Here is a 25,117-nt window from a genome sequence, read left to right as displayed (position 1 = left end):
TTACCTCTCGTGCCTTTCAAGGGGGACGAACACCGGCAGGGCGCGACCGTCGGGCAGCGGGCGCCAGTCCAGCCGGAGCGGGTCGCCGATCCCGACCGCGCCGGGCTCGTCGGTGACCACGTTGGACAGCAGCAGCACGCCTTCGGCGAGCCGCACCCTGGCGACGACGTACGGGGGAGTGAAGCCGGGCATCGCCCGCTGGACCACGGTGCAGGCGTCGACCGCGGCCTCGCCGGAGGCGTCGAGCCAGCCCAGGCCCTCGGTGGCGCCGCAGGCGGTGCAGAGCGCCCTGGGCGGGTGCTGGGCGTGCCCGCAGGAGCAGCGCTGCACGAGCAGCCGCCGTTCGCGGGTGGCCTCCCACCAGGGCAGGGTGACCTCGTCGGGTTCTGGCGCGTTCACCGGTCCACCCCCAGCAGGACGGTCGCGTGCGTGGACAGGATGCCGCCGGTGCCGTGGGCGAGCGCGACCTCCGCGCCCGGCACCTGCCGCTCGCCGCACTCGCCGCGCAGCTGGCGGACGGCCTCGACGAGCAGCAGCACCCCGTACTGGCCGGGGTGGCAGTACGACAGGCCGCCGCCCGAGGTGTCGAGCGGGAAGTCGCCGCCCGGGCGGATGCGCCCGCCGGCGATCCAGTCGAGCGCCTCGCCCCTGCCGCAGAACCCGAGCGCCTCCAGGGTGAGCACGACCGTGATGGTGAACGAGTCGTACACCTCGGCCACGTCCACGTCGGCCGGGGTGAGCCCGGCGCGGGCGAACGCGTCGCGGCCCGCCTCGACGGCGCCGGTCACGGTCAGGTCGCCGACGGCGGTCATCGACGTGTTCGTGGTGCGCTCGCCGTAGCCGAGCACGCGGACCGGCGGTCTGCGCAGGTCGCGGGCCCGCTCCAGCGAGGTGAGCACGATCGCGCCGCCGCCGTCGGTCACCAGGCAGCAGTCGGCCGAGGTGAGCGGCGTGGACACCATGGGCGCGGCGAGCACCTCGGCGGCGCTGAGCGGCCCGGCCCCGTGCCGGTAGGCGGCCGGGTTGAGCAGCGCCCACTCGCGGGCCGCGACCGCGACCTCGGCGAGCTGCTCGCGGGTGCCGCCGTAGCGGTGCAGGTACTGCTGGGCGGCCATGGCGTAGTACGAGATCGGGTACAGCGGCCCGTAGGGCGTCTCGAACTGCGCCTCGGGCGTGTGCGTCTCCACCACGCCGCCGAGCGACCTGGACCGCGCCGAGCGCTGGTTGGACGCGAACGAGACGACGACCGTGGAGCACTGGCCGGCCTCGATGGCCTGGACCGCGCGGGCGACGTACATCTCGAACGCCGACCCGCCCGCGAAGGTGGAGTCGGTCCAGGAAGGGCGCAGCCCGAGATACTCGGCGAGCTGGGTGGCCGAGAACCGGGACACCCCGGTGGTGGCCACGCCGTCCACGTCGGCGAGGGTGAGCCCGGCGTCGGCCAGTGCCCTGGTCACCGCCTGGGTCTGCAGCCCGAGTATCGACCTGCCGGTGACGCCGAGGTCGCTCTCGGCGGCGCCGGCGATGGCGACGGCGGTCATGAGGCCTCCCCGCCGAGCACGATCTCCGCTCCGGCCGGCTCGACCGCCACCCGCTCCGGCAGTTCGCCGTCGATGATGAGCACCCGCTGCTCGACCTGGACGACGCCGCCCTCGACGGCGGTCACCCGGCCGACGCAGCGGACGGTCTCGCCGGCGAAGACGAGGTTCTTGAACCGGAAGTGCAGGCGGCGCACGAACGCGCGCGGCCCGAGCCAGTCCTGCACCTGCTCGGCCAGGAGCGCCCCGAACACCTGCCCGTCCACGACCGGCGCCGGCAGCCCGCGCGGCGCCAGGTAGTCGGGGTCGTAGTGGAGCCGGTGCCAGTCCCAGGTGGCGCCGGCGTAGGCGACCATGGCGCGCAGGTCGATGGTCCGCTCCAGCGGCGGCACCTCCGCGCCGGGTGTGACCCGCGGTGCTGTCACCGGTCCTCCTTCCGCGCGACGTAGATGATGGTCTCCTCGTTGGTGCAGAGCAGGTCGCCGGCCTGGTTGGTGTAGGTGGCGACGGAGGAGACGACGAGCATGTCCTGCCCTCCGGACGTGCGGCGCTCGGTGGCGCCCTCCAGCCGCCAGGTGGCGGTGATCACGTCGTCCGGGCGGACGTGCCGGTGGAAGGTGTACGCGTTGCCGCCGCGCACCTTCCTGCTGCCCGGGATGTCGATGTGCCAGTCGTGGCCCGCGTACCCGTCGGCGTCGGGCGGCACGTCGGCGTACTGGTTGGTCTCGCAGATCAGCGTCGGCGGCGCGACCACGCCCGGGAGGCCGTGCTCGCGGGCGTAGGCGTCGTCGGTGTAGAGCGGGTTGTCGTCGCCGACGGCCTTGGCGAAGTAGCGGATGGCGGCCCGGCCCAGCTCCTCCGGCGCGGTGTAGGTGACCTCCGTGCCGATCATGGCGCGGAGCTCGTCGCTCAGCAGGCTCATGGCAGCACCGCCGTGGGGAAGACCTCCAGCAGGAACTCCGGCCGCAGCAGGCCGGCGCAGAGCGCGCCGGTGGAGGCCGGCCACGGCTCGCGCAGCCGCTCCTTGCGCACCCCCGCCACGCCCCGGTAGCCGGCCAGCCCGTCCGGGCAGACGAACTCGATCGTGGAGATCAGGTGCTCCGGCCCGGCCCCGGCGGCGGCCAGCACCTGCCCGATCGCGTCGTAGGTGACCTCGGCCTGGGCGACCACGTCGCCGGGGTGCAGGACCTCCTGCGTCTCCATGTCGAGCGAGGCGAAGCCGCTCATCCACAGCATGCCGCCGGCCTTGACGCCGGGCGTGTAGGTGAGCGTGTCGTAGCGGGACCAGCCGGGGTTGACGGCCTCCAGCGGGTGGCGGGAGGCGGTGACCTCCAGCGCGACGAGCACGCCAGGCCGGTGCAGCTCGCTCATCAGGATGCCGCCCGCGCCCGGGTAGACGCCCGCGCCGCCGAGCCGCTCCTTGCGCGCCCGATGGGTGCGCCGGTAGACGTCGCGGGTGGCGGGGGTGCTGTAGTCGTACGTGGTCACGGCGGCGTCGAGCGACAGCCCGGCGCCGCGCAGCAGCCGGTCGGCCTTGTCCAGGCAGTAGGCGTACTGGCCGACCAGGTCGCCCTCGTGCACCACCGCGCCGTGCTCGTCGACGGGCAGCAGGGTCGGCAGGAACACGGCGCCGTCGGCCGTCTCGGCCACCCCGCCCTCGGAGACGGCCTTGGGCCCGCCGGGGCTCGCGTGCACCTCGATCTCGATGAACGCCGCCGGGCGCAGCAGCCGCTCGACGATCACCGTGCTGACGGCGGGCCGGTGCTCGCCGAAGACCTCCTGCCGGACGGCCTCGGCCTCCGGGTAGTGGCCGAGGCCGTGGAGGGTGACGTTCTCGGTGATCTTGGTGACGTCCTGGAAGGTGAGTCCCGCGGCCTCCAGGATCCTCTCGATCTTCGCGTACGCGGTCCTGGCCTGGTCGGTCATGCCGCCCTTGACCACCATGCGGCCGCTCTCCGGGTCGTGCTCGCTGGCCGAGTGGCCGGACAGCCAGGCGTCGGCGCCGTGCGTGAGGCCGAGCGAGAAGGAGTACCCCTCGTAGCGGAACCAGGGGAAGTGGTCGGGACGGATGGCGTTGAGTGTCATGCGTTCTCCTCCGGGGCCGCGAGCCGGTCGGCGAGCGCGGCGATGGCGGTCAGGTCGGGCTCGGCGGCCAGCGCGCGGATCCGGTGGGCCAGCTCGTCCGCCTCCGGTGACGGCCCGCCCGCGTTGGCGGTGAACTTCGCGAGCAGCGCGGCCTCGCTCAGCGGGTTGCCCGGGCCGCCGGCGCTGCTCGGCACCCTGCCCTCGACCTCCCGCCCGCCGGCCAGCCGCAGCCGCACGTGGCCGGGCGCGTCGGCGGCGACGCCGGGGAACGGGGTGACCTCGGTGCGGACGCGGGCCGCGAGCGCGGCGACGTCGTGGCGGCGCAGCCTGCCGGGCTCGTACGTGCCGAGCGTGACCTCACCGTCCAGCAGCAGCGCCGCCACACTCCAGGGCAGCGAGAACTTCGCGTCGTACGGGGTTCGCGGCGCGACCTTGCGGTCGGCGGGCTCGCACACGATGGAGGCACTGTCGGGATGCACATACGCGATCACCTCGACCACCTCCTCACCGAGCCGGGCCGCGCGGGTCTCCCCGCCGGGCCGGTCCCCACGGGCCTCGTCGCCGGGCCGGTCCACGCGAGCCTCCTCACCGGGGCGGTCCACACTGGCCTCTTCGCCAGGCCGGGCCGCGCGAGCCTCCTCACCGGGGCGCGGCGGGCGGGTCTCCCCGTCGTGCGAGGTCGTACGCGGCTGGGCGGTCCTGTCGCCCAGAGTTGCTTCGCGGAGGGCGTCGGCGGCGGCGTCCAGGGTGGCGTGCATGAGCTGGCAGGCCGGGTACGGCTTGACGGTGATGCGGGTGGTCTCCCACGTCTCGCCCAGGCCGTCGGTGATGCGGGCGATGTCCGCGGGGCGGGCCGCCAGGGCCGCGTAGAGGCCGTGCGGGCCCTCGATCACGGTGTCGGGACCGCTGGCGCCGGCCGCCGCGAGCCGGGCGGCCAGGATGCCCGACGCCGAGGCCAGGCCGGGGTGCAGCTGCTTGGTGGACGCGCCGGTCGACAGGAACTCCAGCAGGCCCCCCGCCTGGCTGCCGGCGATGCCCAGCGCGTCCACGGCGGTGGCGGGGTCGAGGCGCATCAGCCGGGCCGCCACGACGGCGGCGGCCAGCACGCCGCACGCCATGGTGGCGTGGAGGCCGCGGGCGTGGAAGGCGTGCGGCGCGGCGGCGCCGAGCCGGCACACGGTCTCGTACCCGGCGATGGCGGCGGCGAGCGTCTCGGCGCCGCTCGCGCCGGTCTGTTCACCGACGGCGAGCGCGGCGGGCAGCACCGCGGCGGTCGCGTGCACCAGCCCGCCCGCGTGTGTGTCGTCGAAGTCGAGCGCGTGCACGAGCGTCCCGGTGGCCAGCGCCGCCGCCACCGCCGACCCGCGCCCCCCGGTCCCGGGAATCCCCGACTCGGGCGGCCCCCCGAGCCCGCGGGCGACGGCGATCGCGGGCGCCGCCGCCCCGGCCCGGCCGCCCGCGACGGCGGTGCCGAACCCGTCGAGCAGATGCCTGCACGCGGCCTCCCGCACCTCCTCGGGCGCGCCCGCCGGCCCGGGCCCGAGCGCCCAGGCCACGAGAGTACGCGCGACGGTCACGACCCCACCGCCCCCACACCCTCCGAAGCCCCCCCACCGGAGGCAGCCGCCCCGCCGCCGGAAGCCGGCGCGGCGTCCCCACCGGAAGCCGGGACAGCGCCGCCGGAAGACGGCGTGGTGTCGCCGTCGGGAAGCGGGCCGAAGGCGCCGGCGCTGGTGAGGGTGTCGATCCGGGTGTCGTCGTAGCCGAGGAGGTCGCGGACGACGTGGCCGAAGTCCTCGTTGCGGCGGGGCGCGCGGCGGTAGGCGGGACGGTAGGCGCCGACCCGGACCGGGGAGGCGACCTGGCGGACGGTGCCCCAGTGCGGGTGCTCGGTCTCCACCAGCAGGTCGCGGGCGAGGGTGTGCTCCTCCTTCATGGCCGCGGGCACGTCGTTGATCGGGCCGCACGGGATGGAGGCGGCGTAGAGCGGCTTCAGCCACTCGTCGACCGTGCGCCGCCGGAAGATCGCCTCCAGCAGGGGCAGCAGCACGTCCTTGTTGCGCCGCCGGTCGGCGAAGGTGGCGAAGCGCGGGTCGCCGGCCCACTCGGGGTGACCGATCACCACGGCGAGCCGCTGCCAGAACTTCTCCTTGGCGCAGCCGACCACCAGCCACCCGTCGGCCGCCTCGAACGCCTGGAACGGCACCAGCGACGGGTGCGCGGAGTGACGGGTGCGCTCGGGGACGAACCCGGCGTTGAGGTGCCAGACCGCCGGGTAGGTCAGCAGCCCTATGGCGGTGTCGTACAGGCTGACGTCGCAGTCCATGCCGACCCCGTCCCTGCGGGCCGCGTGCAGGCCGGCCAGCAGCGAGATCGCCGCCACGAACCCGCCGGAGTAGTCGACCATCGACAGGCCGGACTTGGTCGGCGGCCCCTCCGGGTCGCCGGTGAGGTCCATCCACCCGGCCAGGCCCTGGAGCACGTAGTCGTAGCCGGGCTCCTTGCTGCGCGGCCCGGTCATGCCGAAGCCGGTCAGCGAGCAGCACACGATGGCCGGGTTGAGGTGCTTGAGGTCGTCGTAGGTGATGCCGATCTTGGCCGGCACGTCGCCGCGCAGGTTGCTGTAGACGGCGTCGCTGACCTTGACGAGGTCCTCGAAGACCGCGCGGCCCTCCGGGCTGGACAGGTCCAGGGAGAGGCTGCGCTTGTTGCGGTTGAAGGTCTCGAAGAACAGCGAGTCCTCGCCCTCGGCGTACGGGGGCACGTAGCGGCCGACGTCGCCGCCGGCCCGCGGGTCCTCGATCTTGATCACCTCGGCGCCCAGGTCGGCCAGGTGCACGCTGCCGAACGGGCCCGCGCCGTACTGCTCGACGGCGATGATCCGGACGTCTTCCAGCGGTCTCACGCTCGTCCTCCCGTGATGTCGGCGATGAGGCGGATGATGGATCGCTGCGCCGCCCTGGTCTCGGCGGCCGGCAGGCCGTGCGTGGGCGGGGTCAGCTTGACGGAGCCGGCGAGGCCCTCGTAGGCGGCGATCCGCTCCCGTACCTCGTCGCGGGTGCCGGCGAGGGTGAGCGCGTCCACCATGCGGTCGGTCACCACGTCCCCGAGGTGGTCGGCGCCGCGCCCGCCGCGGAAGGCCTCGATCACGGTCTCCTGCTCGGCGGCCAGGTCGTGGAAGGCGAAGAAGTCGGCGTAGCTGCGCACGCTCGCGTAGAAGCCGACCAGTCCGGCGGCGCGGCGGCGGGCCAGCTTCGGGTCGTCGTCGACCGAGCAGGCGGCGGAGACGACGAGGTCGAGGTCGCCGCGCCTCTTGCCGCGCTCATCGACGTGGGCCTTGGCGAGCCCGGCCTCGATCTCCGGCAGGATGCGCTCGGCCAGGTAGGAGGGCGAGCACAGCTCGTGGGAGATCCAGCCGTCGCCGATCTCGGCGGCGAGCCTGGTCATCGCCGGGCCGACGGCCGCCAGGTAGATCGGGATCCGGGTGCGGACGACCGGGAAGGGGCGCTGGTAGCCGACGATCCGCATCGGCTCGTGCTCGCCTTCGAGCACCATCGGCTCACCGGTGCCGCAGTGCTCCCAGAAGTGGCGCAGGTAGCGGACGGTCTCGCGCAGGTGGCCGACCGGCTTGCCCCAGCGGGCGTTGTGCCAGTCCTCGTTGAGCCGCTTGACCCCGGAGCCGAGCCCGAGCACGAACCGGCCGCCGGACAGCTCGTCCAGGTCGAGCGCCTCCAGCGCGGTCACCATCGGGCTGCGGGTGAACGCCAGCGCGATCGCGGTGCCGACCCGGGCGGTGCCGGTGGCCTGGGCGAGCGCCGCGGCCGACACGGTCGCGCTGCGGTGCAGCTCGGGCACCCACACGACCTCCGCGCCCGCCTCCTCGGCGGCGCGGGCGGCGGCGGCCTGCTCCTCCAGGGTCTCGCCCCACGGGCCGTAGGTGATGCGCACTCAGTCCTCCAGGGCGAGCGGCTGTTCCGCTGTCGGGAACAGGCCCTCGATCTGCTCGGCGCCGCGCCGGTAGACGTAGAAGGTCCGCTTGAACGAGCAGACCTCCTTGCCGTCCTGGTTGAGCGTCCTGGTCTTCACGGTGACGATGCCGGCGTGCGGGCGGCTGCCGGACTCGCGCTTCTCCAGCACGATCGACTCGCTCCACAGCGTGTCGCCCGCGAACACCGGGTGGGTCATCCGGATGTCGGTCCAGCCCAGGTTGGCGAAGGCGTTCTGGGTGAGGTCGGTGACGCTCTGCCCGACGGCGATGGCCACCGTGAAGGTGGAGACCACGAGGGGCTTGCCGAACTCCGACTTCGCCGCGTACTCCGCGTTGAAGTGCATCTGGTTGGTGTTCATCGTGAGGAGCGTGAACCAGGTGTTGTCCGCCTCGGAGACGGTCCTGCCGAGTGGATGCTGATACACGTCCCCGACTTCGAAGTCCTCGAAGTACCGGCCCTGCCAGCCCGGTTTGACACTCATGACATTTCCTCGCTCTGGCCTCACGCTGACAGCCAGAGCCTAAACGTCAGACCATTCGAGGGTCAAGGCGGTGTTCCGCTCTACGCAACGACGTTTCGGCTAGTCGCCGTTCTGGCGTCGCTCCCTGTCGATGCGCGTGTAGGTCTCGCGCAGGTGCTCCAGATGCTCGCGCTGGGCCCGCTCGGCGGCCTCACGGTCGCCGGACTCGACGGCCCCGAAGATCTCCCGGTGGTCGCGGTCGACCCGCTCGAAGAAGTCGGACGCCGCCTCGTCGCGGGCGAACCTGCTCTCCAGCACGCCGAACACGGGCGCGGTCACGGCGGTCAGCAGCGGGTTGCCCGCCGCGGCGAGCAGCACCTCGTGGAAGCCCCGGTTGGCGGCGAACCCGCGCCCCCGGTCACGGCGCGGCTTGACCAGGGACCGCCGCAGGGCCTCCAGCTGCTCGGGGGACCTGCGCTCGGCGGCCAGCCCGGCGGCGGGCACCTCCAGCAGGCACCGGACCTCCAGCAGGTTGGCCACCGAGCCGGCGTCGGTGAACAGCGCGAAGCTGGAGCGCAGGTAGTGCTTGATGTGCTCGGGGTCGGGGTGGACCACGAAACTGCCCCCGGCCACTCCCCTGCGGGTGACCAGCAGGCCCTCGCTGGAGAGGACGCGCAGCGCCTCGCGCACCGTGCTGCGGCTCACGCCGTACATGGCGCACAGCTCCGGCTCCACCGGGAGCCGGTCGCCGGGCTTCAACTGGCCGGCGAGAATCTGCTCCCTCAGCCGGCTCGCCAGGTCCTGGTACGCCGGAGCAGCGGCGCGGTCGGTCGGCACGGCCACAGCGTAACCCGCCATACGGGATCACCACGACTCCGGATTCCCTCTAGCGAAACGGTGTTTCAACATGAAACCCTGATACTCCACGTGAAGGGAGCCCCCATGACCAGCACCAGCCCGTCCCCGGAGAGCGTGCGCAGGATCGTCCTGGCCCGCCGGCCGGAAGGAGTGCCCGCCGAGGAGGACTTCCGGCTGGAGACCGTGCCGGTGACCTCGCCCGGCCCCGGCGAGGTGCTGGTCCGGGCCGTCCACCTGTCGCTCGACCCATGGGTCCGCGGCGCCATGACCGGCCGCAACCTGGGCCACCCGCCGATCCACCCGGGTGACCTGGTGCCCGGCAGGGCCGTCGCCCGGGTGGTGGGCACCGGCGAGTGGGTGGTGGCCGAGACCGGCTGGCAGGAGTACGCCACCGTGCCCGCGGAGTCGCTCCGGCCGGTCGCCGTACCGCCCGGCGTCCCCCGTACGGCCGTGCTCGGGGTGCTCGGCACGCCCGGCCTGACCGCGTACGCCGCGATCACCCGGCTGATCCGGCCGGCGGTCGGCGACACCGTCGTGGTCTCCTCGGCCACCGGAGCCGTCGGCGGCGTGGCCGGGCAGCTCGCCCGCCTCGCGGGCGCGCGCACCGTGGCGATCGTCGGCGGGCCGGCCAAGTGCGAGCTGGCCACGGACTTCTTCGGCTACGCGGCGGCCGTCGACCGGCACGACCCCGGCTGGGCCGGCGCGCTCGCGGAGGCCTGCCCCGACGGCGTCGACGGCTACCTGCACATGGCGGGCGGCGAGGTGCTGCGCGGGGTGGCGGACCGGCTCGCCCCGCACGCCCGGGTGGCGCTCGCCGGCCTGCCCGACCACGCGAACGAGGTGGGCGAGACGGTCCTGCCCGCCGGGGCGGTCATGCGGGCGCGGGCGTCCGTGCACGGGCTGGTCGTGTACGACCACTTCGACCTGCGCCCGCGGTTCGCCGACCGGGTGGGGAAGCTGCTCACCGAGGGGCGGCTCCGCTTCCTGGAGGACGAGCACCACGGCCTGGAGTCGACACCCGCCGCCTTCGCCCGGCTCATGTCGGGCCTGAACACCGGCAAGGCCGTGGTGCACCTTGACCGGGATACATCAGACAATTAGGGTCTTCGAAACAGCGTTCCGAGTAGCGGAATGATCGGGGAGGCGGATCCATGAGAACACCGGTCGGCACGGCGGAGGCCATGCTCACCTCCGTCATCGAGCGGCGGCTGGAGGGCGTCCTCGACACCTTCTCCCCCGCCGACGACGCGTACGTCTTCGTCGAGGGTCCCCGCTGGACCACGCACGGCGGCGACCGGATCAAGGCCGGCTGGGAGGCCTACTTCAAGGCGCCCATCCGGATCCACGGCTTCCGCTGGGTGGAGGGCCCGTTCTGCTGGGAGAGCGACACGCTGGCCCAGGTCGCGGGCGTCATCGACTACGACATCGAGGGCGACGGCAAGAAGGGCCGGCTCCGCATGCGGATGACCTGGCTGGTGCGCCGCGAGGACGACACCTGGCGCATCGTGCACGAGCACGGCTCGCAGCCGCTGGCCGACCCCTACGGCGCCGGCGACTGGTGGCCGGAGGGCGAGAACCCCCTGCGATGAGCGACGTCCCGCTGGTGGAGGAGCTGGCCTGCGTCTGGATCGAGGTTGCCGGCCTCGACGCCACCGCGGAGCGCCTGCGGAGCGTCCTCGGCCTCGAATCCCGCGCGAGCGGCACACTCGCCGCGGAGGCCGGGCCCGGCGGATGGGCCGGGCGGCCGTGGGCGCTGCTGGGACCGCCCGGCTTCCCGTACGGGATGGTCTGCCTGGTCGAGGGCGAGGCGCGGCCGGTCACGCGGGCGCTGCCGCGCGGCTGGGACTCGGTGGAGCTGGTCGTCGAGGACGTCGACGCGGCCGCCGGACGGCTGGCCGGCTGGCCCGGCGTCCGGCCCGTGGCCGAGCCGTTCACCACCGACCTGTCGGAGCTGGGCAGCAACGTGCACCGCTCCGGCGTGTGGCGGATGCCCTGGGGCACCCACCTGATCCTGACCACCGGCCTCACCCAGCCGCAGGGCCGCAGCTTCCCCAGCGCCCGCCGGGGCACCGGCCCGGTCTTCGAGGTGCACCTGCGCACCGACGACCACGACACGGCGCGGCGGCTGTACGGCGGGAGCCTCGGCATGCCGGCGCTGATGGCCGCCGACTTCACCGAAGGCCCGGTGCACCGCGCCTGGGGCATCCACGGCGGCACCCCGGTCAGGATGAGCCTGCTCAAGAGCGGCCGCGAGGGCACCGGCCGGGGCGCGATCGAGCTGCAGGGCCACCCGGCGGCGAACCTCGACCCGGCAGGGCTCCCGGGCGGCACCGGCATGGTCAGCTACGCCTGCGCCGACCTCGACGCGGCGCACGCCGCCGTGCTGGCGGGCGGGCACCGCGCCACCGACCCGGCCGTGCCGGGGACCGGGCCGCTGGCCGGACGCCGGTCGTTCGTGGCGTACGGGTCCGAAGGAGAGCCGGTGCACCTCGTGGCGCGCCGGGAGGAAGGGAACACCCCGTGATCAGCGAACTGCGGGTGACCACCGTCGCCGTGTCCGACCTGGATCGCTCCCGCGCCTTCTACGCGGACACCTTCGGGTACGTCCCGCACGCCGAGGCGGAGGTGCGCGGCCCCGCCGCCGAGGCCGCCTGGCAGATGCCGGCCGGGCTCACCGGCAGGGCCGTGGTCATGGGGCCGGAGGGGGCGACGACCGGGCTGCTGCGCCTGGTCCAGTTCGCCGCCCCCGGCCGCCCGTACTGGGGGGAGTACGCCCGCCCGCAGGACTACGGCCACTACGCGCTCAACATCAGGGTCGACGACCTCCACGCCGCCGTGGCACGGCTGGTGGCGGCGGGCGGCCGGCAGAAGTCGCAGCCGACCCGCTGGACCGTGATGGAGGACCTGTCCGCCTGGGACTCGCTCTCCTACGACCCGGACGGCGTCGTGCTCGACGTGTTCCAGCTGGAGCCGGGACCGACCAGCCCGCTCGCCGGGTACGACGGCCGGCCGAGCGAGTTGCAGACCGTCGCGATCCACGTGAGCGACGCCCGCCGCGCCGCCGCGTTCTACACCGCGCTCGGCTACGAGGTGCTGTACGACAAGCTGATCGAGAACATGGAGTCGTTCTTCCGCCTGCCGCCGGGCACCGGGCTGCACAACATCAACCTGTTCATGCCGGGCGGTACGGTCAACGGCCGGGTGGAGATCGCCCAGTACGTCGGGTTCCCCGGCAGGCAGCAGCGCGACGCGGCCGTGCCGCCCAACCTGGGCATCCTGTCGGCCTCCCTGGAGACGGACGATCTGGCGGCCACGTCCGCGCTGGTCACGGGCCTCGGCGCGGAGCCCGTCTGCCCGCCCGTCGAGGTGGACCTGCCGCCGTACGGTGCCGCGCTCGTCCAGTCCTTCTTCGGGCCGGACGGCGAGGTCCTGGAGTTCTACCAGTGCCGGTGAGACGGGTCGCGCTGGTCACCGGCGCGGGAAGCGGGCTCGGCCGGGCCGTGGCCCTGGCCCTGGGCGCCGACGGCTACGCCGTGGTCTGCGCCGGGCGGCGGGCCGGTCGGGTGGCCGAGACGGCCGGGGAGATCCGGTCCGCGGGCGGCGAGGCCGTCGGCGTGCCGCTCGACGTGACCGTGACCGAGCGGGTGGACGCCGTGGTCGCCGAGGTGGCCGCCTCGTACGGGCGGCTCGACGTGCTGGTCAACAACGCGGGCGTCTTCCGCAAGGCCGAGATCGTGGACCTGGACGACGAGGCGTGGCGGGAGACCGTCGACGCGAACCTGACCGGCGCCTTCCTGTGCGCCCGCGCCGCCGCCCGGCAGATGACCGGCCAGGAGCCGGTGGCGGGCGAGCGCGGCCACATCGTCAACGTCAACTCCGGCGCGGGCCTGCGCGGCTACCCGACGGGGGCGGCGTACTCGGCCTCCAAGTTCGGCCTGCTCGGCCTGTCCGACACCCTCCGGCAGGAACTGGCGGGCCGCCACGTGAAGGTGACCGACCTGGTGGTGGCGGCCATGGTGAAGAGCGAGCTGTCGAACCGGGCCGATCCGGACCGGCTGGAGGCGTCCGTGGTGGGCGACCTGGTGCGCGACCTGCTCCGCCTGCGCGGCGCGGCCGTGGTCACCCGGCTCGACCTGGGACAGCTCCCGGCGTCCTGATCACCCGCCGTCGCGCAGCTCCACCAGCTCGTAGGAGGAGGACAGGCGGTCGGAGCGGAGGCGGATCAGCAGCCAGTCCCCGTCCGTGCTCGTCCACAGGTGTTCCTCGGCCCCGCCGTCGCTGGTCAGCAGGAAGTGCCGGGTGGGGAAGGTGCCGGCGGGCACGGTGATCGTCTCCTCGCCGACCAGGGTGGCGGTGAGGTCGCCCAGTTCGTCCGCGTACGGCCCGGTCGCCCCGTTGGGGCGGGGCGAGGAGCGGAACCCGCCCGTCAGCGGCTGCGGGCCGCCGGCGGCGAGGTCGTACGCTGGGACGATCCAGGCGTCGCAGCACACCGCGTGCGGCACGAAGAACGGCGGCGGCCCGGCCAGCGGGACCCGCTGCGACACCCTGCCCTCGTCCCTGAGCAGCAGCTCCGACTCCAGAGTGTCCTCGCCGAAGACGAACCATCCCTCGCCCAGGAACGCGCCGCCCACCCGGTGGCTGACGAAGGACCGCAGCGGACGGAACCCGGCGGACGCGGTGTGCACGACGTCCCGCTCGATGTCCGTGTCGAACATGCGGCAGTGGGCGCGCAGCGTGCGGGTGCCGTCCTCGGCGGCGGTGAGCGTCCACTCCTCGCGGCCGCGCACCCCCACCCCGTCACCCATGTAATGGATCACTCCGTGCCGGTAGCGGCTGCTCAACGGTGCACTCTCCTTCTCGCGGACGCGCCGGCTCACCCGGCCGCGTCGTCCAGGGCTTTCAGCAGGGAGGCGACGCCGCCCGTCCCGTCGTGGCCGGGCACCGCGCGCACGGCCCCGGCCGTGAACGGATCCCAGACCGGGTCGGCGGCGACCACCGGCACCGGCGGCTCGCCGGGCCACGCGGCGGCGGCCCTGAAGGCGGCGGCGTAGGTCCGCCAGGACCTTGCGAGGTCGAGCGTCCTGCGGTGCAGCTCGGCCAGGTCCGGCCGGCCACCGGGCAGTTCGGGCGGGCCCGTGGCCAGCCCGCCGTCCCGCACCAGGTGCCAGGCCCTGAGCAGGTGCGTGCCGTGCTCGTCGGGCACCAGGTCAGGGGTACGCGCGCGTGCCTCACTCTCGGTCAGCACGGCCGGGTCAGGCAAGCCGCCCAGCGCCAGCGCCCGCACCCGCCCGTTGCCCAGCCGAGCGACAGCGACGGCCACCACCGCACCGGCTCCGATCCCGTAGATGTCGGCACCGTCGACCCCGAGCGCGTCAAGAGCATCCCCGACAGCCAGCGCAATCCCGTCGCGCAACCCGGACCCGGCTTCGGCGGCCAGATAGGACCCGCCGGTCCCCGGCAGATCATCGCGCGGGCCGGATCCAAGCCTGGCCGCCGGGCCTGAGCCGCCGGTCCCCGGCAGGCCGTCGCGCGGGCCTGATCCGGGCCAGGCGGTCAGGTCCGATCCGCCGGTTCCCGGTAGGTCGAGGGCAAAGGCCGGGCGGTGGCGGCCCGCCTCGGCGAGCAGGTCCGTGACGGCCCGGCCGGAGGCGGGGGCCGGGGGCAGGATCACCAATGGCCGCCCTGACCTGTCGGCCGGTCCGGCCGCCCTGACGAGCAACTGCCCAAGCCGGGTCGGTATGTACCGATGGCTCACGCCTTCTACGCGCCCGGCCGTACCGGGCGGGGCCGCATCGGACGGCACCGCACCGGTTGGTGCGTGGGATGTCGCGTGGGTGTGGATGCGGGACGCCAGTGCCGGGGTGCCGGAGGCGGAGGTTTCCAGCTGGAGCCGGTGTGCGGGAAGACGTGCCAGGTGGGCGTGGAGGGGGTCGGCGGGGGATGCCAGGACCAGGGTGGGGACGGTCAGGCGGGCGAGCAGCGGGACCGGGTCGCAGGTGAAGGCCGCGCGGTAGGCCAGCGGGTAGTTCGCCCCCGCCTCCAGCAGCCCCGTGGTCACCTCGTGCAGGTACGAGGCCGGCGGCGGGGCGGCGGCCAGCCGGGAGGCGGCGCGCTCGTCGTACCAGGGCCAGTACAGGAACATGTTGCGCACCTGGTGCCACGCCGCCACCAGATGGCCGCCGTCGCTCCGCGGCTCCACCGGCGGAAGGTAGTGGGCGAGCTGGTCGGCCCGCTCCTCGGGAGTGGACACCCCGACCCCGTCGAGGACGAGCGAGGCCACCAGCTCCGGCCGCGCGGCCGCGAGGGACAGGGCGATCTTGGCCCCCGTGTGCGTCCCGTACAGATGGACCCGTTCCAGCCCGAGCGCGGTCAGCGTCTCGCCGAGGGCCGCGCCGTAGCCGGCCATGTCCGGGTCCGGCGCCGGGAGCGGGTCGGAGCCGCCGTGCCCCGGCGTGTCGAGCGCGTACACCGTGAACGAGCGGGCCAGCTCGGCGGCCAGCTCGCGCAGCGGCCGCCAGTCGCCGGGAGAGGCGTGGAGGAGGACGACCGGCAGGCGGGCAGGTCCGCCATGCCCGGCGCGGGCGTAGTGGACCTGCCGGCCGTTCACCGTGACGAAACGGCGCTCCATCCGGTCACTTGCCGATTTCGACCGTGTGCCAGCCGTCGGCGTCCTTCTTCCACTGGTAGACGTGGATGTCGTCGATGCCGAAGAACTCGTGCTTGTCCGGGCTGATGGAGTTGCCGGAAGGCGTCTCCTGGTCGGAGATCTCGATCGAGTCGAGCGTGGCCGCGACCTTGTCCGGCTCGATCGACTGGGCCTGCTCGGCGGCCTTGGCGTAGGCGAGCACACAGTCCGCGGCGATCTCGGCCGCCTTGGGCGACTCGGCACCGGTCTTCGGGCCGGTGTTCTTGCCGAACCGCTTCTCGATCTCCTCGATGTGCGTGCGGTAACCGGGCTTCCAGGTGTCGCGGCCTTCCTTGCCCGGGTACGGGTAGTAGGTGGCGCTGAAGATCGCGCCGTCCGCGGCGTCACCGGCCGCCTCGACGAAGGAGATGTTGCGGGCGCCGGAGCCGCCGACGATGAGCCCCTTGTAGCCGGTCTCGCTGGCGGCGGCCATGGTCTTGGCGCCGCCGGCCGAGTTGGAGATCCAGATCGCGCCGGCGTCCTTGAGGTTCTCGACGTACGCGCGGTGCGACTGGTCGTCGTTGCGGGTCTCCTGGAAGCCCGCGAAGGTGAGCCCGGCGGCCTCGGCCTGCTTCTGGATCTCGGCCGCGGTGCCCTTGCCCGCGTCGTCCCCCTCGTACACGATGCCGACGGACGTGATGCCCTCGGTCTTCAGGTGCTCGATGATCTTCTGTACGTCCAGGGAGACGGGGTCCTGGGCCCGGTAGCCGTACTTGACCGAGGTGAAGTCGCCGGTGGCGACCATCGGCTGGCAGTTGATCTTCTTGGCGTTCTCCAGGACGGGCTTGGCGGCGTTGTAGAACGCCGACAGCGCCGGGCCGATCACCAGCCCCACGCTGTCGTCACCGGCGAACTCGTTGGCCGCCTGCACCCCCTTGGCCGGGTCGAGCGCGGTGTCGCGGACGACCAGTTCGAACTTGGCGCCGCCGACGCCGCCCTCGGCGTTGAGCCGGTCGATCTCGACCCTGACCGAGTTCTCCATGGAGATGCCCGCGACGGCGAACGCGCCCGTCACCGGGCCGATGAGCCCGACCTTCACGACCGGCATGCCGGCGCTCCAGCCGCTGCCGGAGGCCGCCTGCTCGACTCCGGCTCGTTCTTCCTTGCTCGCGCAGGCGGTGAGCAGCAGGGTGGCGCTCGCCAGCGCCAGCAGCTTGCGACCAGTGGTGACCGTCATCACGGGGGTCTTCCTCTCAGGGGCTTTCAGGTGGCTCAGGACTGAGGTGTGACTTCGGTGACGAACCAACCGTCGGCGTCCTTGTCCCACTGATAAACGTGGATGTCTTCCATGTGGTAGAACTCATGGTCCGCCGGCTTGATCGCGTTGCCGGAGGCGGTCTCGGTGTCGGGGATGTTCAGCTGCTCCATGGCGGTGGCGAGCTTGTCCGCGTCGAGCGACTTGGCGCTCTCGGCCGCCGCGGCGAAGGCGACGATGCAGTCTCCGGCGATGGCCGTGCCCTTGGGCATCTTGGCCCCCGACTTCGGCCCCTCGACCACTCCGTACTTCTTCTCGATGGCTTCCACGTGGGCGCGGTAGCCGGGCTTCCAGGTGGCGCGGTCGCGGATGTTGAACTGGACGTTGCCGGCGGAGAAGACGGAGCCGACGGCCATGTCCTGGGCGGCGTCGAGGAAGGAGACGTTCTGCAGCCCTGAGGTGCCGGCCATCACGCCCTTGTAGCCGGACTCCGCGGCGGCGGCCATCGTCTTGGCGCCGCTGGCGTTGCTGGAGACGATGATCGCGCCGGCGTCCTTGAGCGCGTCGACGTAGGGCCGGTGGGACTGGTCGTCGTTGCGGGTCTCCTGGTAGCCCTTGTACTCGACGCCGTACTTGGGGCCGTACTCCTTGAGGTACCCGTCCATGGCCTTGCCGGTGTCGTCGGCCTCGTAGACCAGCCCGACCGAGCTGACGCCCTTGGCCTTGAGGTACTCCACCAGCTTCTCGACGCTCAGGTTGTTGGGGTCCTGCGAGCGGAAGCCGTACTTCAGCGAACCGAAGTCGCCGGTGCCGACGCCCGGCTGGCAGTTGAGCTTGCCGTTGGTCTCGAAGATGTTCTTGGACGCGTTGTAGAAGGCCGACAGCGAGGGCCCGACCACGAAGTGCACCTGGCTGTCGCCGACCAGTTCGTTGCTGGCCTGCACCGCCTTGGCCGGGTCGAGCGCGGTGTCGCGGACGACGAGCTCCAGCTTGGCTCCCCCGATGCCGCCGGCCTCGTTGACGCGGTCCATCTCCACCCTGATGGAGTTCTCCTGGAGGATGCCCAGGATCGCGTACGCGCCGGTCATCGGGGCGATGAGCCCGATCTTTATGGTGTCGGCGCCCGCGCTCCAGCCGGCGTTCCCTGTTTCGCCGGTGGACTGGGCGCGCTCTTCCTTGCTCGCACAGCCGGTGAGCACCAGCGCGCTGACGGCAGCCGCAGAGATCCAGCGAAGTCCGGTCCCACGCATGTGCCACCTCCTTGTTCTCATGCCCCCGAGCCAGTAATTCCAATGTGCGGAACAGCGTTACATGGAGCCTAGAAATGCGGCTGTCCCGATGTCAACGGATAAGTCTGATGTTTAACGATCCGAAACATGTCCCGGCTGCCACAGCTCCACGTGGACGCCGTTCGGCGTCTCCACCATGGCCAGCCGCGATGTGCCGTGCAGCGGTGTGGTCGCGGCGAACGGCCGGCATCGGACCCGCCCTCCCGCACCGGCGGCGCGGGCCACGGCCTCGTCCAGATCGTCCGTACGCGCGGACCAGGCGGTGTGCCCGAGCCCGTGTGCGGGCCGCTGAGCGGAACGCCGATCCACTCTGCGCCGGTCGGCCCGGATCATCTCGATCCGGGTCGTACCGCCGTCCGGGCCCGCCAGGAAAGCCAGCCTGAGCCGGGTGCCCGGCGGCAGGTCGGCCATGGTGTCCAGGCCCGGCGCGGCGAACGTCACGTCGTACCCGGCGGACATGCCGAGCGCGGCCCAGAAACGCAGCTCGGCCTCGAAGTCGGGCACGTGGCAGACCACGGAGGTCAGCTCCGTGTGCCGCCGCTCCGGGTCCGCCAGCCACGCGGCCGTGGGACGCGGACCGGCCGGCTCGACGAACACCACGGGGACTCCACCGGGCCCGAGGCAGTAACCCTCCACGACCTGGACGGTCCGCTCCCCCACGGGCACGTCGTACGCCTGCGGTGGGCTGATCCACGGATGACCCGCCGCCCGCAGCCGCTCGTACGAGGCCGCGATGTCGCGGGTGTAGAGGTTGATGCCGGCCACGCCCAGGTCCAGCGTGTGCGGGTGGACGGCGGGCGCCGCCGGGTCGTTCACCTTGAGCAGGTGGATGCGGCCGGTGGCGGCGCCCGCCGCGGCCAGCGAGCGCACCTCCACGTCGCCGGCGCCCTCTCCCCACAGCCGGTCCGCGGTGGCGGCCTCGACCACGCCCTCGGCCGCCACCGCGTACCCCAGCTCGCCGCAGTAGAAGTCCAGGTGCGGCCCGAAGTCGGCGACGCCGAGCACCGCCGCCGTGATGCTCCCGATCGGCGCGCTCATCGGCCCGCCCCCAGCCTGGCGCCCAGCTCGCGGCCGAGCGTCATCGCCGGTGTCACGCTCATGCCGCCGACGTAGTTGTCCCCGGCGAACACGTTGTTGCCGAGGATCTCCCCGACCGCGTAGAGCCCGGGGAGGGGTGCGCCGGATTCGGTCAGCACCTCCAGGTCCTCGTTCACGCGCAGCCCGTCGCGGCTGAGGATGGAGGCCCCGACCGTGGTGATCCCGTAGAACGGCGCCCGCTCGATCGGCGCCGGCAGCGTCGTGCGGCCGAAGTCGTCGTCGCGGCCGGCCCGCACCGCGGCGTTGTACCTCTCCACGGTGGCCGCCAGGCCCCCGGGCGCGACGCCGAGCTTCGCGGCCAGCTCCTCCAGGGTGTCGGCGACGGCGATCCACCGGCCGCGCTCCAGCTCGGCCAGCATCCGCTCGCGGGTCCAGTCGCCGGCGCCGTTGCGGATCAGCGGCTCGGCCGTCTCGGCGATCGCCCGGTCCCACACGACGTGCATGGCGATCCGCGGCTGTGCCAGCAGCGCCCGCTCGCGGTGCTCCGGGCTGGCGCCGTCCTCCGCGACGAACCGCTCGCCCCGGTCGTTCACCCAGATCTCGTACGGGGTCCGGTACGCGGGCGCGACCTCGATGAACGCCTCGCGGTAGTCGACCGCGAAGCCCTCCTGACCCGGGTCCGGGATCAGCCCCATCACGGGGATGAAGTAACCGTCGCGGCTCACCTGCGCGCCGAGCCCCATCGCCAGCTCCAGGCCGTCACCGGTGGCATGCGGCAGACAGCCGATCAGCGCGCTCTCACAACCGACCGGCAGGAAGCGATTGCGCAGGCCGGGGTTGGCGTCATAGCCGCCAGTGGCCAGCACAACGGCACCGCCGTGCGCGACGACCTCACCACCGGCATCGCCTGCACCGGTCGCGGCGGTCGCGGTGTTCGCGCCATTCGCGGCGGTGGCCGCGCCGGCCGCTCCGGCCGCTCCGGCCGCGCTGGTCGCGCTGGTCGCGGTGGCCGCGCTGATGCCGGTGACGCGGCCGTCGGCGTCGACGATCGCGCCGGTGAGGCGGGTGTTCAGCAGCAGCCGTACGCGGCCGGCCTCGATCTGCTCCTCCAGCCGCCGCTTCAGCGGCTTCACCACCGACAGGCCGCTCTTGACGCCCCAGTACGTGCGCGGCACCGAGTACACCTCGTGCCCGTGCACCAGGCCAGGGGTGTCGGGATGGAAGTCGAAGCCCTGGCCGTCGAGCCAGTCGACGGTCTCGCCCTGCGCCTTGACCGACTTCCAGGCCAGCTTCTCGTCCACCTTGCTGTGGGAGAGGCGCAGCACGTCCTCGAAGTGGCGCTCGGGGCTGTCGTCGATGCCGCGCTCGCGCTGGCGGCGGGTCCCGGCCCCGCTGAACTCGCCGTTGGCGATGTGCAGCATCCCGCCGATCCGGCTCTGTTTCTCCAGCACCAGCACGCTCGCGCCCGCGGCGGCGGCCTCGATCGCCGTGCACATCCCGGCCCCGCCCGCGCCGATCACGATGACGTCGTAACGCCCCAGATCCTCCGCGTTCCCCGCGCCGTTCGCGCCACCGTTCCCCGCGCCGTTCGCGCCACCGTTCCCCGCGCCGTTCGCGCCACCGTTCCCCGCGCCGTTCGCGCCACCGTTCCCCGCGCTCATCACGCGCCTCCGGTCAGCTGGATCGCCAGCCCAGCGGGACCGCGCACCAGCAGCTCGCCCAGCCGCTCGCCGCCGTGACGCTCCAGCTCCGCGGCCGTGGCCACCGGGTCGTCCGCGGCGAACACCACCCGGCGCAGGCCGAGCGGCCGGTCCGACAGGTCGGCCGCGTCGACGCCGGTGAAGGACATGATCTCCAGGCGGGCCGGAGCCTGGTCGGCGGAGACCAGGAACGACAGCCGCAGGCTCGCGTCCGCCGGCATGCCGGTCATCCGGTCGAACGGCGGGCCGCTCATCTCCCCGTCGAACAGCACCTTGAGCCCGCCGCCGGCGGTGAAGAAGGCCAGCGCGGCGTCATGGTCCCGCGGCACGATGACGGCGGTGTGCAGCTCGCCGTGCAGACGGCCGGGGTCGCGCTCCAGCGCGGGGCTGGGCCGGTGACCGGCGCCCGCCTGCGGCAGCGTCCACCACACGCCGTCCGCGCCCAGGGCCACGGCCTCGGTCAGGGACGCGGCTCCGTACGGGTAGGTCACGATCTCCCTGGACCTGCCGCCCGCCTCGTCGATCAGCCGGGTGGTGCGCGTCAGGTCACGCGAGTACATGCCGAGCAGGCGGGGGCCGACGTCCCAGAGCTGAGGGTCGGGCGCGTCCGCGCCGGGCACGAGGCGGATCCGGCCGGTGTCCACACCCTCGACCCCGAGCAGCGCCTCCCGCCCGTCGTCCGCCAGCACGTCGAGCCCGAAGGCCCTGGCATGGAAGGCGGCCGACGCTCCGACATCCCTGCAGGCGATGACCGCCTCGACGATCGCTCCCAGCGACAAGCCGCACCTCCGCAGATCCAGACTGTTCCGTCCCTCGAAACGGTGTTTCAAACTAAGGCGGGATGTCGCTGACTGTCAATGATGTCGCAGGTTGGACGGTTCCCTGCTCTTGCGCGGCGCGCTTCCTATAGTCCAACCTGTAGAAACCAGAAACGCCGTTTCATGGAGTGGAACAGGAGCATCGGGTGTCCCAGGATCCGCCCGCGACCGCGTACCGTGCTGTCGCCCTGCAGACCGCCTGTCATGCCGTCAACCGCGCCGAGAGCGCGGCCGCCGCCCGCGACCAGATACGGGCCGCCGTCGACCGCGTGCACGAGCAGGTCACCGCGACCAAGCGGTTCGTCGGCCCCGGCGTGCGGCTGGTCGTCCTGCCGGAGTACCTGCTGACCGGCCACCCCATCGGGGAGCCGTTCCAGGAGTGGTGCGACCGCGCCGCCCTGGCGCCCGGCGGCCCGGAGTACGCCCGGCTCGCGGACATCGCGAGGGACGCGGGCGTCTTCCTGTGCGTCAACGGCTACGAGACGGACGAGCACTTCCCCGGCGTCTACTTCCAGGCGTCGGTCGTCTTCGACCCGGCGGGCGAGACCGTGCTCCGCTACCGGCGGCTCAACTCGATGTACGCCGTGACCCCGCACGACATCCTGGACCGCTACCTGGCCGTCTACGGCGAGGACGCGCTCTTCCCCGTCGCCAGGACCGAGATCGGCACGCTCGCCGCGATCGCCTCCGAGGAGATCCTCTTCCCCGAGGTGGCCCGCTGCCTGGCCATGCGCGGCGCGGAGGTGTTCCTGCACAGCTCGTCGGAGGTGTGCAGCGCGCTGCTCTCGCCGAAGAACGTGGCCAAGCTGGCCCGCGCCGTGGAGAACGGCGCGTACGTGGTCTCCGCCAACACCGGCGGCCTGTACGGCACCGGCATGCCCGCGGCCTCCGGCGACGGCGGCAGCCAGATCGTCGACCACCGCGGCCTCGTGCTGGCCAAGGCCGGTCAGGGCGAGACGATGGCCGCCAACGCGGAGATCGACCTGGCCGCGCTGCGCCGGGCCCGCAGGACCCCGGAGATGATGAACCTGCTCCCCCGCCAGCGGTTCGAGCTCTACGCGGCCAGCTACGCCCGCACCTCTTTCTACCCGCCCGACACGGTGCGGCCCGGCGAGACCGGGCGAGAGCACTTCGTGACCACCCAGCGTGCCGTCATCGAACGGCTGGCCGGCGACGGCCTCATCTGAGGAGGCGACATGCCCAGGGAGATCCACGTCCGGAACCCCCGCACCGGCACCCCGGACCACACCATCGTCGCCGCGGGCGACGACGAGATCATCGCCGCCGCGGGCGCGCTGCGCGCCCGCCAGAGCGCGTGGGCCGCCCAGCCGGTCGAGCGGCGCGCCGAGGCGCTGCGCGCGTTCGGCGACGCGGTCACCCGGCACCGCGACGAGCTGGTCGCCCGGCTGGAGACCGACACGGGACGCCGCTGGGTCTCGCAGCTGGAGGTCGACTCGGTGCTGACCAGCATCGAGCGCACCTGCCGGTACGCCGAAGCCGCCTTCGCCCCGGAGGATCCGGCCCCCACCGCCGACCCCGACGTGCACGTCACCGGCGACCTGGTGCCGTACCCGGTCGTGGCGGTGATCTCGCCGTGGAACTTCCCGTTCCAGCTCGCCCTCATCGACGCGGTGCCCGCCCTGCTGGCCGGGTCGGCGGTGCTGCTGAAGCCGAGCGAGGTGACGCCGCGCTTCATCCCCGTGCTGCGCGCGTGCGTGGCCGAGGTCGAGGAGCTGGCGGGCGTCCTCACCGTGGTGGAGGGCGACGGCGCCACCGGCGCCACCATGGTCGCGGTGGCCGACGCGGTGTGCTTCACCGGCAGCGTGCGCACCGGCCGCGCGGTGGGCCGCGCGGCCGCCGAGCACTTCATCCCCGCCTTCCTTGAGCTGGGCGGCAAGGACCCGGCGATCGTCACCGCCTCGGCCGACCTGGACGCCGCCTCCTCCGCCATCCTGTGGGGCTCGACGATCAACTCCGGCCATTCCTGCATGTCCATCGAGCGGGTGTACGTGGACCGCGCGGTGGTCGAGGAGTTCACCGAGGCGCTGGTGGCCAAGGCCGAACAGGTCGAGCTCGCGTACCCGGACATCGGCGACGGCCAGATCGGGCCGATCATCAGCGACGCCCAGGTGGACGTCATCCGCGAGCAACTGGAGGAGGCCGTCGCCAAGGGCGCCGTGATCCGGACCGGCGGCACGATCCAGTATCTCGGCGGCGGCGCCTATCTGCGGCCCACCGTGCTGACCGGCGTCGACCACTCCATGCGGGTGATGCGCGAGGAGACGTTCGGCCCGATCATCCCGATCATGCCCTTCGACGGCGAGGACGAGGCCGTCACGCTCGCCAACGACACCGAGTTCGGGCTGAGCGCGGCCGTCTTCGCCGCCACCGCCGAGCAGGCCGCCCCGGTCGCGCACCGGCTGGAGGCCGGGGCGGTCAGCGTCAACGACGTCTGCCTGACCGGCATGTTCCCCGAAGCGGAGAAGAACTCCTTCAAGTCGTCCGGGCTCGGCGCGTCCCGCATGGGGCCGCCGTCCGTGCGGCGCTTCCTCCGCCGCCGCGCCCTGCTCATGCGGGGCAGCGCCGGCATCCGCCCCTGGTACTACGACGGCACCCCCACCCAGACGGAGGAACGATGACCATCGCCGACATCCTGCGCGACATGTCCGGAGTGTGGGAGGGCACCTACACCGTGCTCGCCCCCGACGGCACCGTGCTGGAGCGCTACCCCAGCCGTCAGGAAGGCCGGATGGAAGGCACCGACTGGACCGAGAAGGTCGTCTACCTGCGCGAGGGCGCCGAACCGGCGGTGCGGCACTACCGCGCGATCGTCGACGGCGACTCCGTCCAGTTCGTCGACACCGAGATGTGGGGCGCCACCGCCCGCGCCGGCGACCAGGCCATCGTGTTCACCTTCGGCTGGAACGACCGCCCGCGGGAGCGCATCGTCGAGATGTCGATGCCCACCGGCGACTATCGCACCCGCCTGTGGCAGCACTTCGAGGACGGCGCGCTGAGCCGCCTCACCGTCATCGAGGAGCGCCGCGTCCCCGGCGCCGAGCCCGAACGCTGGTACGTGCCGGCCGGCGCCTGACCGTACCCGAATCTCAGGAGAATCACTGGTGGAACTGGACTACGACCTCGTGGTGGTGGGCGCGGGCACCGCGGGCATCCCGTGCGCGGCGGAGGCCGCGCACGGCGGCGCCCGGGTGCTCCTGGTGGAGAAGGACCACCGCGTCGGCGGCACGCTGCACATCTCCGGCGGCCACATGGCGGCCGCGGGGACGCGGCGGCAGGCCGAGCGCGGCATCGCCGACTCCGTCGAGGCGCACCTGGCCGACATCCGCCGCATCAGCGGCGGCACCGTCCGCGAGGACCTCGTCCGCACCGTGGTGGAGAACGCCGCCGAGACCGTCGACTGGCTCGACGGTCTCGGCTTCCGCTTCGCGCCGGAGACGCCGC

The 25,117-nt window shown here is 73.2% G+C and carries 26 protein-coding genes; 9 read left to right on the top strand and 17 right to left on the bottom strand.

The features are described 5' to 3' along the window. The 10 genes from KME79_RS33990 to KME79_RS33945 form a co-directional block, all read right to left on the bottom strand. A complete protein-coding gene (locus tag KME79_RS33990) occupies positions 1–399 on the bottom strand; it encodes a Zn-ribbon domain-containing OB-fold protein (RefSeq protein ID WP_148033458.1) in 399 nt (132 codons plus the stop codon). Further along, a complete protein-coding gene (locus KME79_RS33985) occupies positions 396–1,541 on the bottom strand; it encodes an acetyl-CoA acetyltransferase (RefSeq protein WP_219549176.1) in 1,146 nt (381 codons plus the stop codon). Before KME79_RS33985 ends, KME79_RS33990 begins: the two co-directional genes overlap by 4 nt. Continuing rightward, positions 1,538–1,963 carry a MaoC/PaaZ C-terminal domain-containing protein gene (locus KME79_RS33980; protein ID WP_308249157.1) on the bottom strand — a complete coding sequence of 142 codons (426 nt, stop codon included), beginning with the start codon at positions 1,961–1,963 and terminating at the stop codon, positions 1,538–1,540. The genes KME79_RS33985 and KME79_RS33980 overlap by 4 nt, the downstream gene beginning before the upstream one ends. Further along, positions 1,960–2,460 (bottom strand): FAS1-like dehydratase domain-containing protein, encoded by a 501-nt coding sequence (locus tag KME79_RS33975; protein ID WP_219549174.1) that lies wholly within the window; start codon positions 2,458–2,460, stop codon positions 1,960–1,962. The genes KME79_RS33980 and KME79_RS33975 overlap by 4 nt, the downstream gene beginning before the upstream one ends. Continuing rightward, the gene (locus KME79_RS33970) at positions 2,457–3,623 is read right to left on the bottom strand and encodes a RidA family protein (RefSeq protein ID WP_219549172.1); all 1,167 of its coding nucleotides are present in this window, start codon (positions 3,621–3,623) and stop codon (positions 2,457–2,459) included. Before KME79_RS33970 ends, KME79_RS33975 begins: the two co-directional genes overlap by 4 nt. Next, a complete protein-coding gene (locus tag KME79_RS47210) occupies positions 3,620–5,200 on the bottom strand; it encodes an MmgE/PrpD family protein (protein ID WP_219549170.1) in 1,581 nt (526 codons plus the stop codon). The genes KME79_RS33970 and KME79_RS47210 overlap by 4 nt, the downstream gene beginning before the upstream one ends. Continuing rightward, on the bottom strand, positions 5,197–6,528 hold the full coding sequence (locus KME79_RS33960; RefSeq protein ID WP_219549168.1) for a CaiB/BaiF CoA transferase family protein: 1,332 nt from the start codon (positions 6,526–6,528) through the stop codon (positions 5,197–5,199). Before KME79_RS33960 ends, KME79_RS47210 begins: the two co-directional genes overlap by 4 nt. Beyond that, positions 6,525–7,571 carry an LLM class flavin-dependent oxidoreductase gene (locus tag KME79_RS33955; RefSeq protein ID WP_219549166.1) on the bottom strand — a complete coding sequence of 349 codons (1,047 nt, stop codon included), beginning with the start codon at positions 7,569–7,571 and terminating at the stop codon, positions 6,525–6,527. Before KME79_RS33955 ends, KME79_RS33960 begins: the two co-directional genes overlap by 4 nt. Then, entirely contained in the window at positions 7,572–8,093 is a 522-nt protein-coding gene (locus KME79_RS33950; protein ID WP_219549164.1) for a MaoC family dehydratase, read from the bottom strand. Positions 8,094–8,192: 99 nt separating this feature from the next. After that, the gene (locus KME79_RS33945) at positions 8,193–8,930 is read right to left on the bottom strand and encodes a FadR/GntR family transcriptional regulator (protein WP_148033465.1); all 738 of its coding nucleotides are present in this window, start codon (positions 8,928–8,930) and stop codon (positions 8,193–8,195) included. A gap of 84 nt (positions 8,931–9,014) precedes the next feature. Between KME79_RS33945 and KME79_RS33940 the strand changes: the two genes are divergently transcribed. Genes KME79_RS33940 through KME79_RS33920 form a run of 5 tightly spaced genes read left to right on the top strand, consistent with a single transcriptional unit; the run spans position 9,015 to position 13,087 of the window. Next, the gene (locus tag KME79_RS33940; RefSeq protein ID WP_219549162.1) at positions 9,015–10,031 is read left to right on the top strand and encodes an MDR family NADP-dependent oxidoreductase; all 1,017 of its coding nucleotides are present in this window, start codon (positions 9,015–9,017) and stop codon (positions 10,029–10,031) included. Positions 10,032–10,081: 50 nt separating this feature from the next. After that, the gene (locus KME79_RS33935) at positions 10,082–10,519 is read left to right on the top strand and encodes a YybH family protein (protein WP_219549160.1); all 438 of its coding nucleotides are present in this window, start codon (positions 10,082–10,084) and stop codon (positions 10,517–10,519) included. Next, positions 10,516–11,454 (top strand): VOC family protein, encoded by a 939-nt coding sequence (locus KME79_RS33930; protein WP_219549158.1) that lies wholly within the window; start codon positions 10,516–10,518, stop codon positions 11,452–11,454. Before KME79_RS33935 ends, KME79_RS33930 begins: the two co-directional genes overlap by 4 nt. Continuing rightward, positions 11,451–12,383: a VOC family protein gene (locus tag KME79_RS33925; protein ID WP_219549156.1), complete on the top strand. Its 933-nt coding sequence runs from the start codon at positions 11,451–11,453 to the stop codon at positions 12,381–12,383. The genes KME79_RS33930 and KME79_RS33925 overlap by 4 nt, the downstream gene beginning before the upstream one ends. Further along, entirely contained in the window at positions 12,374–13,087 is a 714-nt protein-coding gene (locus KME79_RS33920; protein ID WP_219549154.1) for an SDR family oxidoreductase, read from the top strand. Before KME79_RS33925 ends, KME79_RS33920 begins: the two co-directional genes overlap by 10 nt. Here KME79_RS33920 and KME79_RS33915 read toward each other — a convergent pair whose 3' ends face one another. The 7 genes from KME79_RS33915 to KME79_RS33885 form a co-directional block, all read right to left on the bottom strand. Further along, positions 13,088–13,735 carry a DUF3108 domain-containing protein gene (locus tag KME79_RS33915; RefSeq protein ID WP_219549152.1) on the bottom strand — a complete coding sequence of 216 codons (648 nt, stop codon included), beginning with the start codon at positions 13,733–13,735 and terminating at the stop codon, positions 13,088–13,090. It lies immediately after the preceding gene. 68 nt (positions 13,736–13,803) lie between these two features. Continuing rightward, positions 13,804–15,558, bottom strand: coding sequence for an alpha/beta hydrolase (locus KME79_RS33910; protein ID WP_219549150.1), 1,755 nt, complete (start codon positions 15,556–15,558; stop codon positions 13,804–13,806). A gap of 4 nt (positions 15,559–15,562) precedes the next feature. Beyond that, entirely contained in the window at positions 15,563–16,792 is a 1,230-nt protein-coding gene (locus KME79_RS33905) for an ABC transporter substrate-binding protein (RefSeq protein WP_219549148.1), read from the bottom strand. 35 nt (positions 16,793–16,827) lie between these two features. After that, positions 16,828–18,060 carry an ABC transporter substrate-binding protein gene (locus tag KME79_RS33900; RefSeq protein WP_219549147.1) on the bottom strand — a complete coding sequence of 411 codons (1,233 nt, stop codon included), beginning with the start codon at positions 18,058–18,060 and terminating at the stop codon, positions 16,828–16,830. A gap of 111 nt (positions 18,061–18,171) precedes the next feature. After that, the gene (locus KME79_RS33895) at positions 18,172–19,137 is read right to left on the bottom strand and encodes a VOC family protein (RefSeq protein ID WP_219549146.1); all 966 of its coding nucleotides are present in this window, start codon (positions 19,135–19,137) and stop codon (positions 18,172–18,174) included. Beyond that, positions 19,134–20,798 carry an FAD-dependent oxidoreductase gene (locus KME79_RS33890; RefSeq protein ID WP_219549145.1) on the bottom strand — a complete coding sequence of 555 codons (1,665 nt, stop codon included), beginning with the start codon at positions 20,796–20,798 and terminating at the stop codon, positions 19,134–19,136. Before KME79_RS33890 ends, KME79_RS33895 begins: the two co-directional genes overlap by 4 nt. Then, positions 20,798–21,616: a VOC family protein gene (locus KME79_RS33885; protein WP_219549144.1), complete on the bottom strand. Its 819-nt coding sequence runs from the start codon at positions 21,614–21,616 to the stop codon at positions 20,798–20,800. Before KME79_RS33885 ends, KME79_RS33890 begins: the two co-directional genes overlap by 1 nt. A 185-nt stretch (positions 21,617–21,801) precedes the next feature. Here KME79_RS33885 and KME79_RS33880 point away from each other — a divergent pair, with 185 nt between their 5' ends. The 4 genes from KME79_RS33880 to KME79_RS33865 form a co-directional block, all read left to right on the top strand. Beyond that, positions 21,802–22,842 carry a nitrilase-related carbon-nitrogen hydrolase gene (locus KME79_RS33880; protein WP_148033477.1) on the top strand — a complete coding sequence of 347 codons (1,041 nt, stop codon included), beginning with the start codon at positions 21,802–21,804 and terminating at the stop codon, positions 22,840–22,842. Between the two features lie 9 nt (positions 22,843–22,851). After that, positions 22,852–24,294, top strand: a complete 1,443-nt coding sequence (locus KME79_RS33875) for an aldehyde dehydrogenase family protein (RefSeq protein ID WP_148033478.1) — start codon at positions 22,852–22,854, stop codon at positions 24,292–24,294. Continuing rightward, the gene (locus tag KME79_RS33870; RefSeq protein ID WP_219549143.1) at positions 24,291–24,749 is read left to right on the top strand and encodes a DUF3598 family protein; all 459 of its coding nucleotides are present in this window, start codon (positions 24,291–24,293) and stop codon (positions 24,747–24,749) included. Before KME79_RS33875 ends, KME79_RS33870 begins: the two co-directional genes overlap by 4 nt. Positions 24,750–24,777: 28 nt before the next feature. Beyond that, positions 24,778–25,117, top strand: a 340-nt coding sequence (locus KME79_RS33865; protein WP_219549142.1) for an FAD-dependent oxidoreductase, incomplete at its 3' end; no start/stop codon positions are given.

Origin of the sequence: Nonomuraea harbinensis (assembly GCF_019396385.1) — a bacterium.
Classification (GTDB): Bacteria; Actinomycetota; Actinomycetes; order Streptosporangiales; family Streptosporangiaceae; genus Nonomuraea; species Nonomuraea ferruginea.
The sequence above is the reverse complement of the archived record's forward strand: the minus strand, read 5'-3'. Positions and strand labels throughout refer to the sequence as shown.

Coding starts and splice junctions, on each gene's coding strand:
- KME79_RS33985 (WP_219549176.1), bottom strand. CDS start 1,541: ATGACCGCCGTCGCCATCGCCGGCGCCGCCGAGAGCGACCTCGGCGTC.
- KME79_RS33975 (WP_219549174.1), bottom strand. CDS start 2,460: ATGAGCCTGCTGAGCGACGAGCTCCGCGCCATGATCGGCACGGAGGTC.
- KME79_RS33970 (WP_219549172.1), bottom strand. CDS start 3,623: ATGACACTCAACGCCATCCGTCCCGACCACTTCCCCTGGTTCCGCTAC.
- KME79_RS33950 (WP_219549164.1), bottom strand. CDS start 8,093: ATGAGTGTCAAACCGGGCTGGCAGGGCCGGTACTTCGAGGACTTCGAA.
- KME79_RS33945 (WP_148033465.1), bottom strand. CDS start 8,930: ATGGCGGGTTACGCTGTGGCCGTGCCGACCGACCGCGCCGCTGCTCCG.
- KME79_RS33940 (WP_219549162.1), top strand. CDS start 9,015: ATGACCAGCACCAGCCCGTCCCCGGAGAGCGTGCGCAGGATCGTCCTG.
- KME79_RS33935 (WP_219549160.1), top strand. CDS start 10,082: ATGAGAACACCGGTCGGCACGGCGGAGGCCATGCTCACCTCCGTCATC.
- KME79_RS33930 (WP_219549158.1), top strand. CDS start 10,516: ATGAGCGACGTCCCGCTGGTGGAGGAGCTGGCCTGCGTCTGGATCGAG.
- KME79_RS33915 (WP_219549152.1), bottom strand. CDS start 13,735: ATGGGTGACGGGGTGGGGGTGCGCGGCCGCGAGGAGTGGACGCTCACC.
- KME79_RS33910 (WP_219549150.1), bottom strand. CDS start 15,558: ATGGAGCGCCGTTTCGTCACGGTGAACGGCCGGCAGGTCCACTACGCC.
- KME79_RS33905 (WP_219549148.1), bottom strand. CDS start 16,792: ATGACGGTCACCACTGGTCGCAAGCTGCTGGCGCTGGCGAGCGCCACC.
- KME79_RS33900 (WP_219549147.1), bottom strand. CDS start 18,060: ATGCGTGGGACCGGACTTCGCTGGATCTCTGCGGCTGCCGTCAGCGCG.
- KME79_RS33895 (WP_219549146.1), bottom strand. CDS start 19,137: ATGAGCGCGCCGATCGGGAGCATCACGGCGGCGGTGCTCGGCGTCGCC.
- KME79_RS33890 (WP_219549145.1), bottom strand. CDS start 20,798: ATGAGCGCGGGGAACGGTGGCGCGAACGGCGCGGGGAACGGTGGCGCG.
- KME79_RS33875 (WP_148033478.1), top strand. CDS start 22,852: ATGCCCAGGGAGATCCACGTCCGGAACCCCCGCACCGGCACCCCGGAC.
- KME79_RS33870 (WP_219549143.1), top strand. CDS start 24,291: ATGACCATCGCCGACATCCTGCGCGACATGTCCGGAGTGTGGGAGGGC.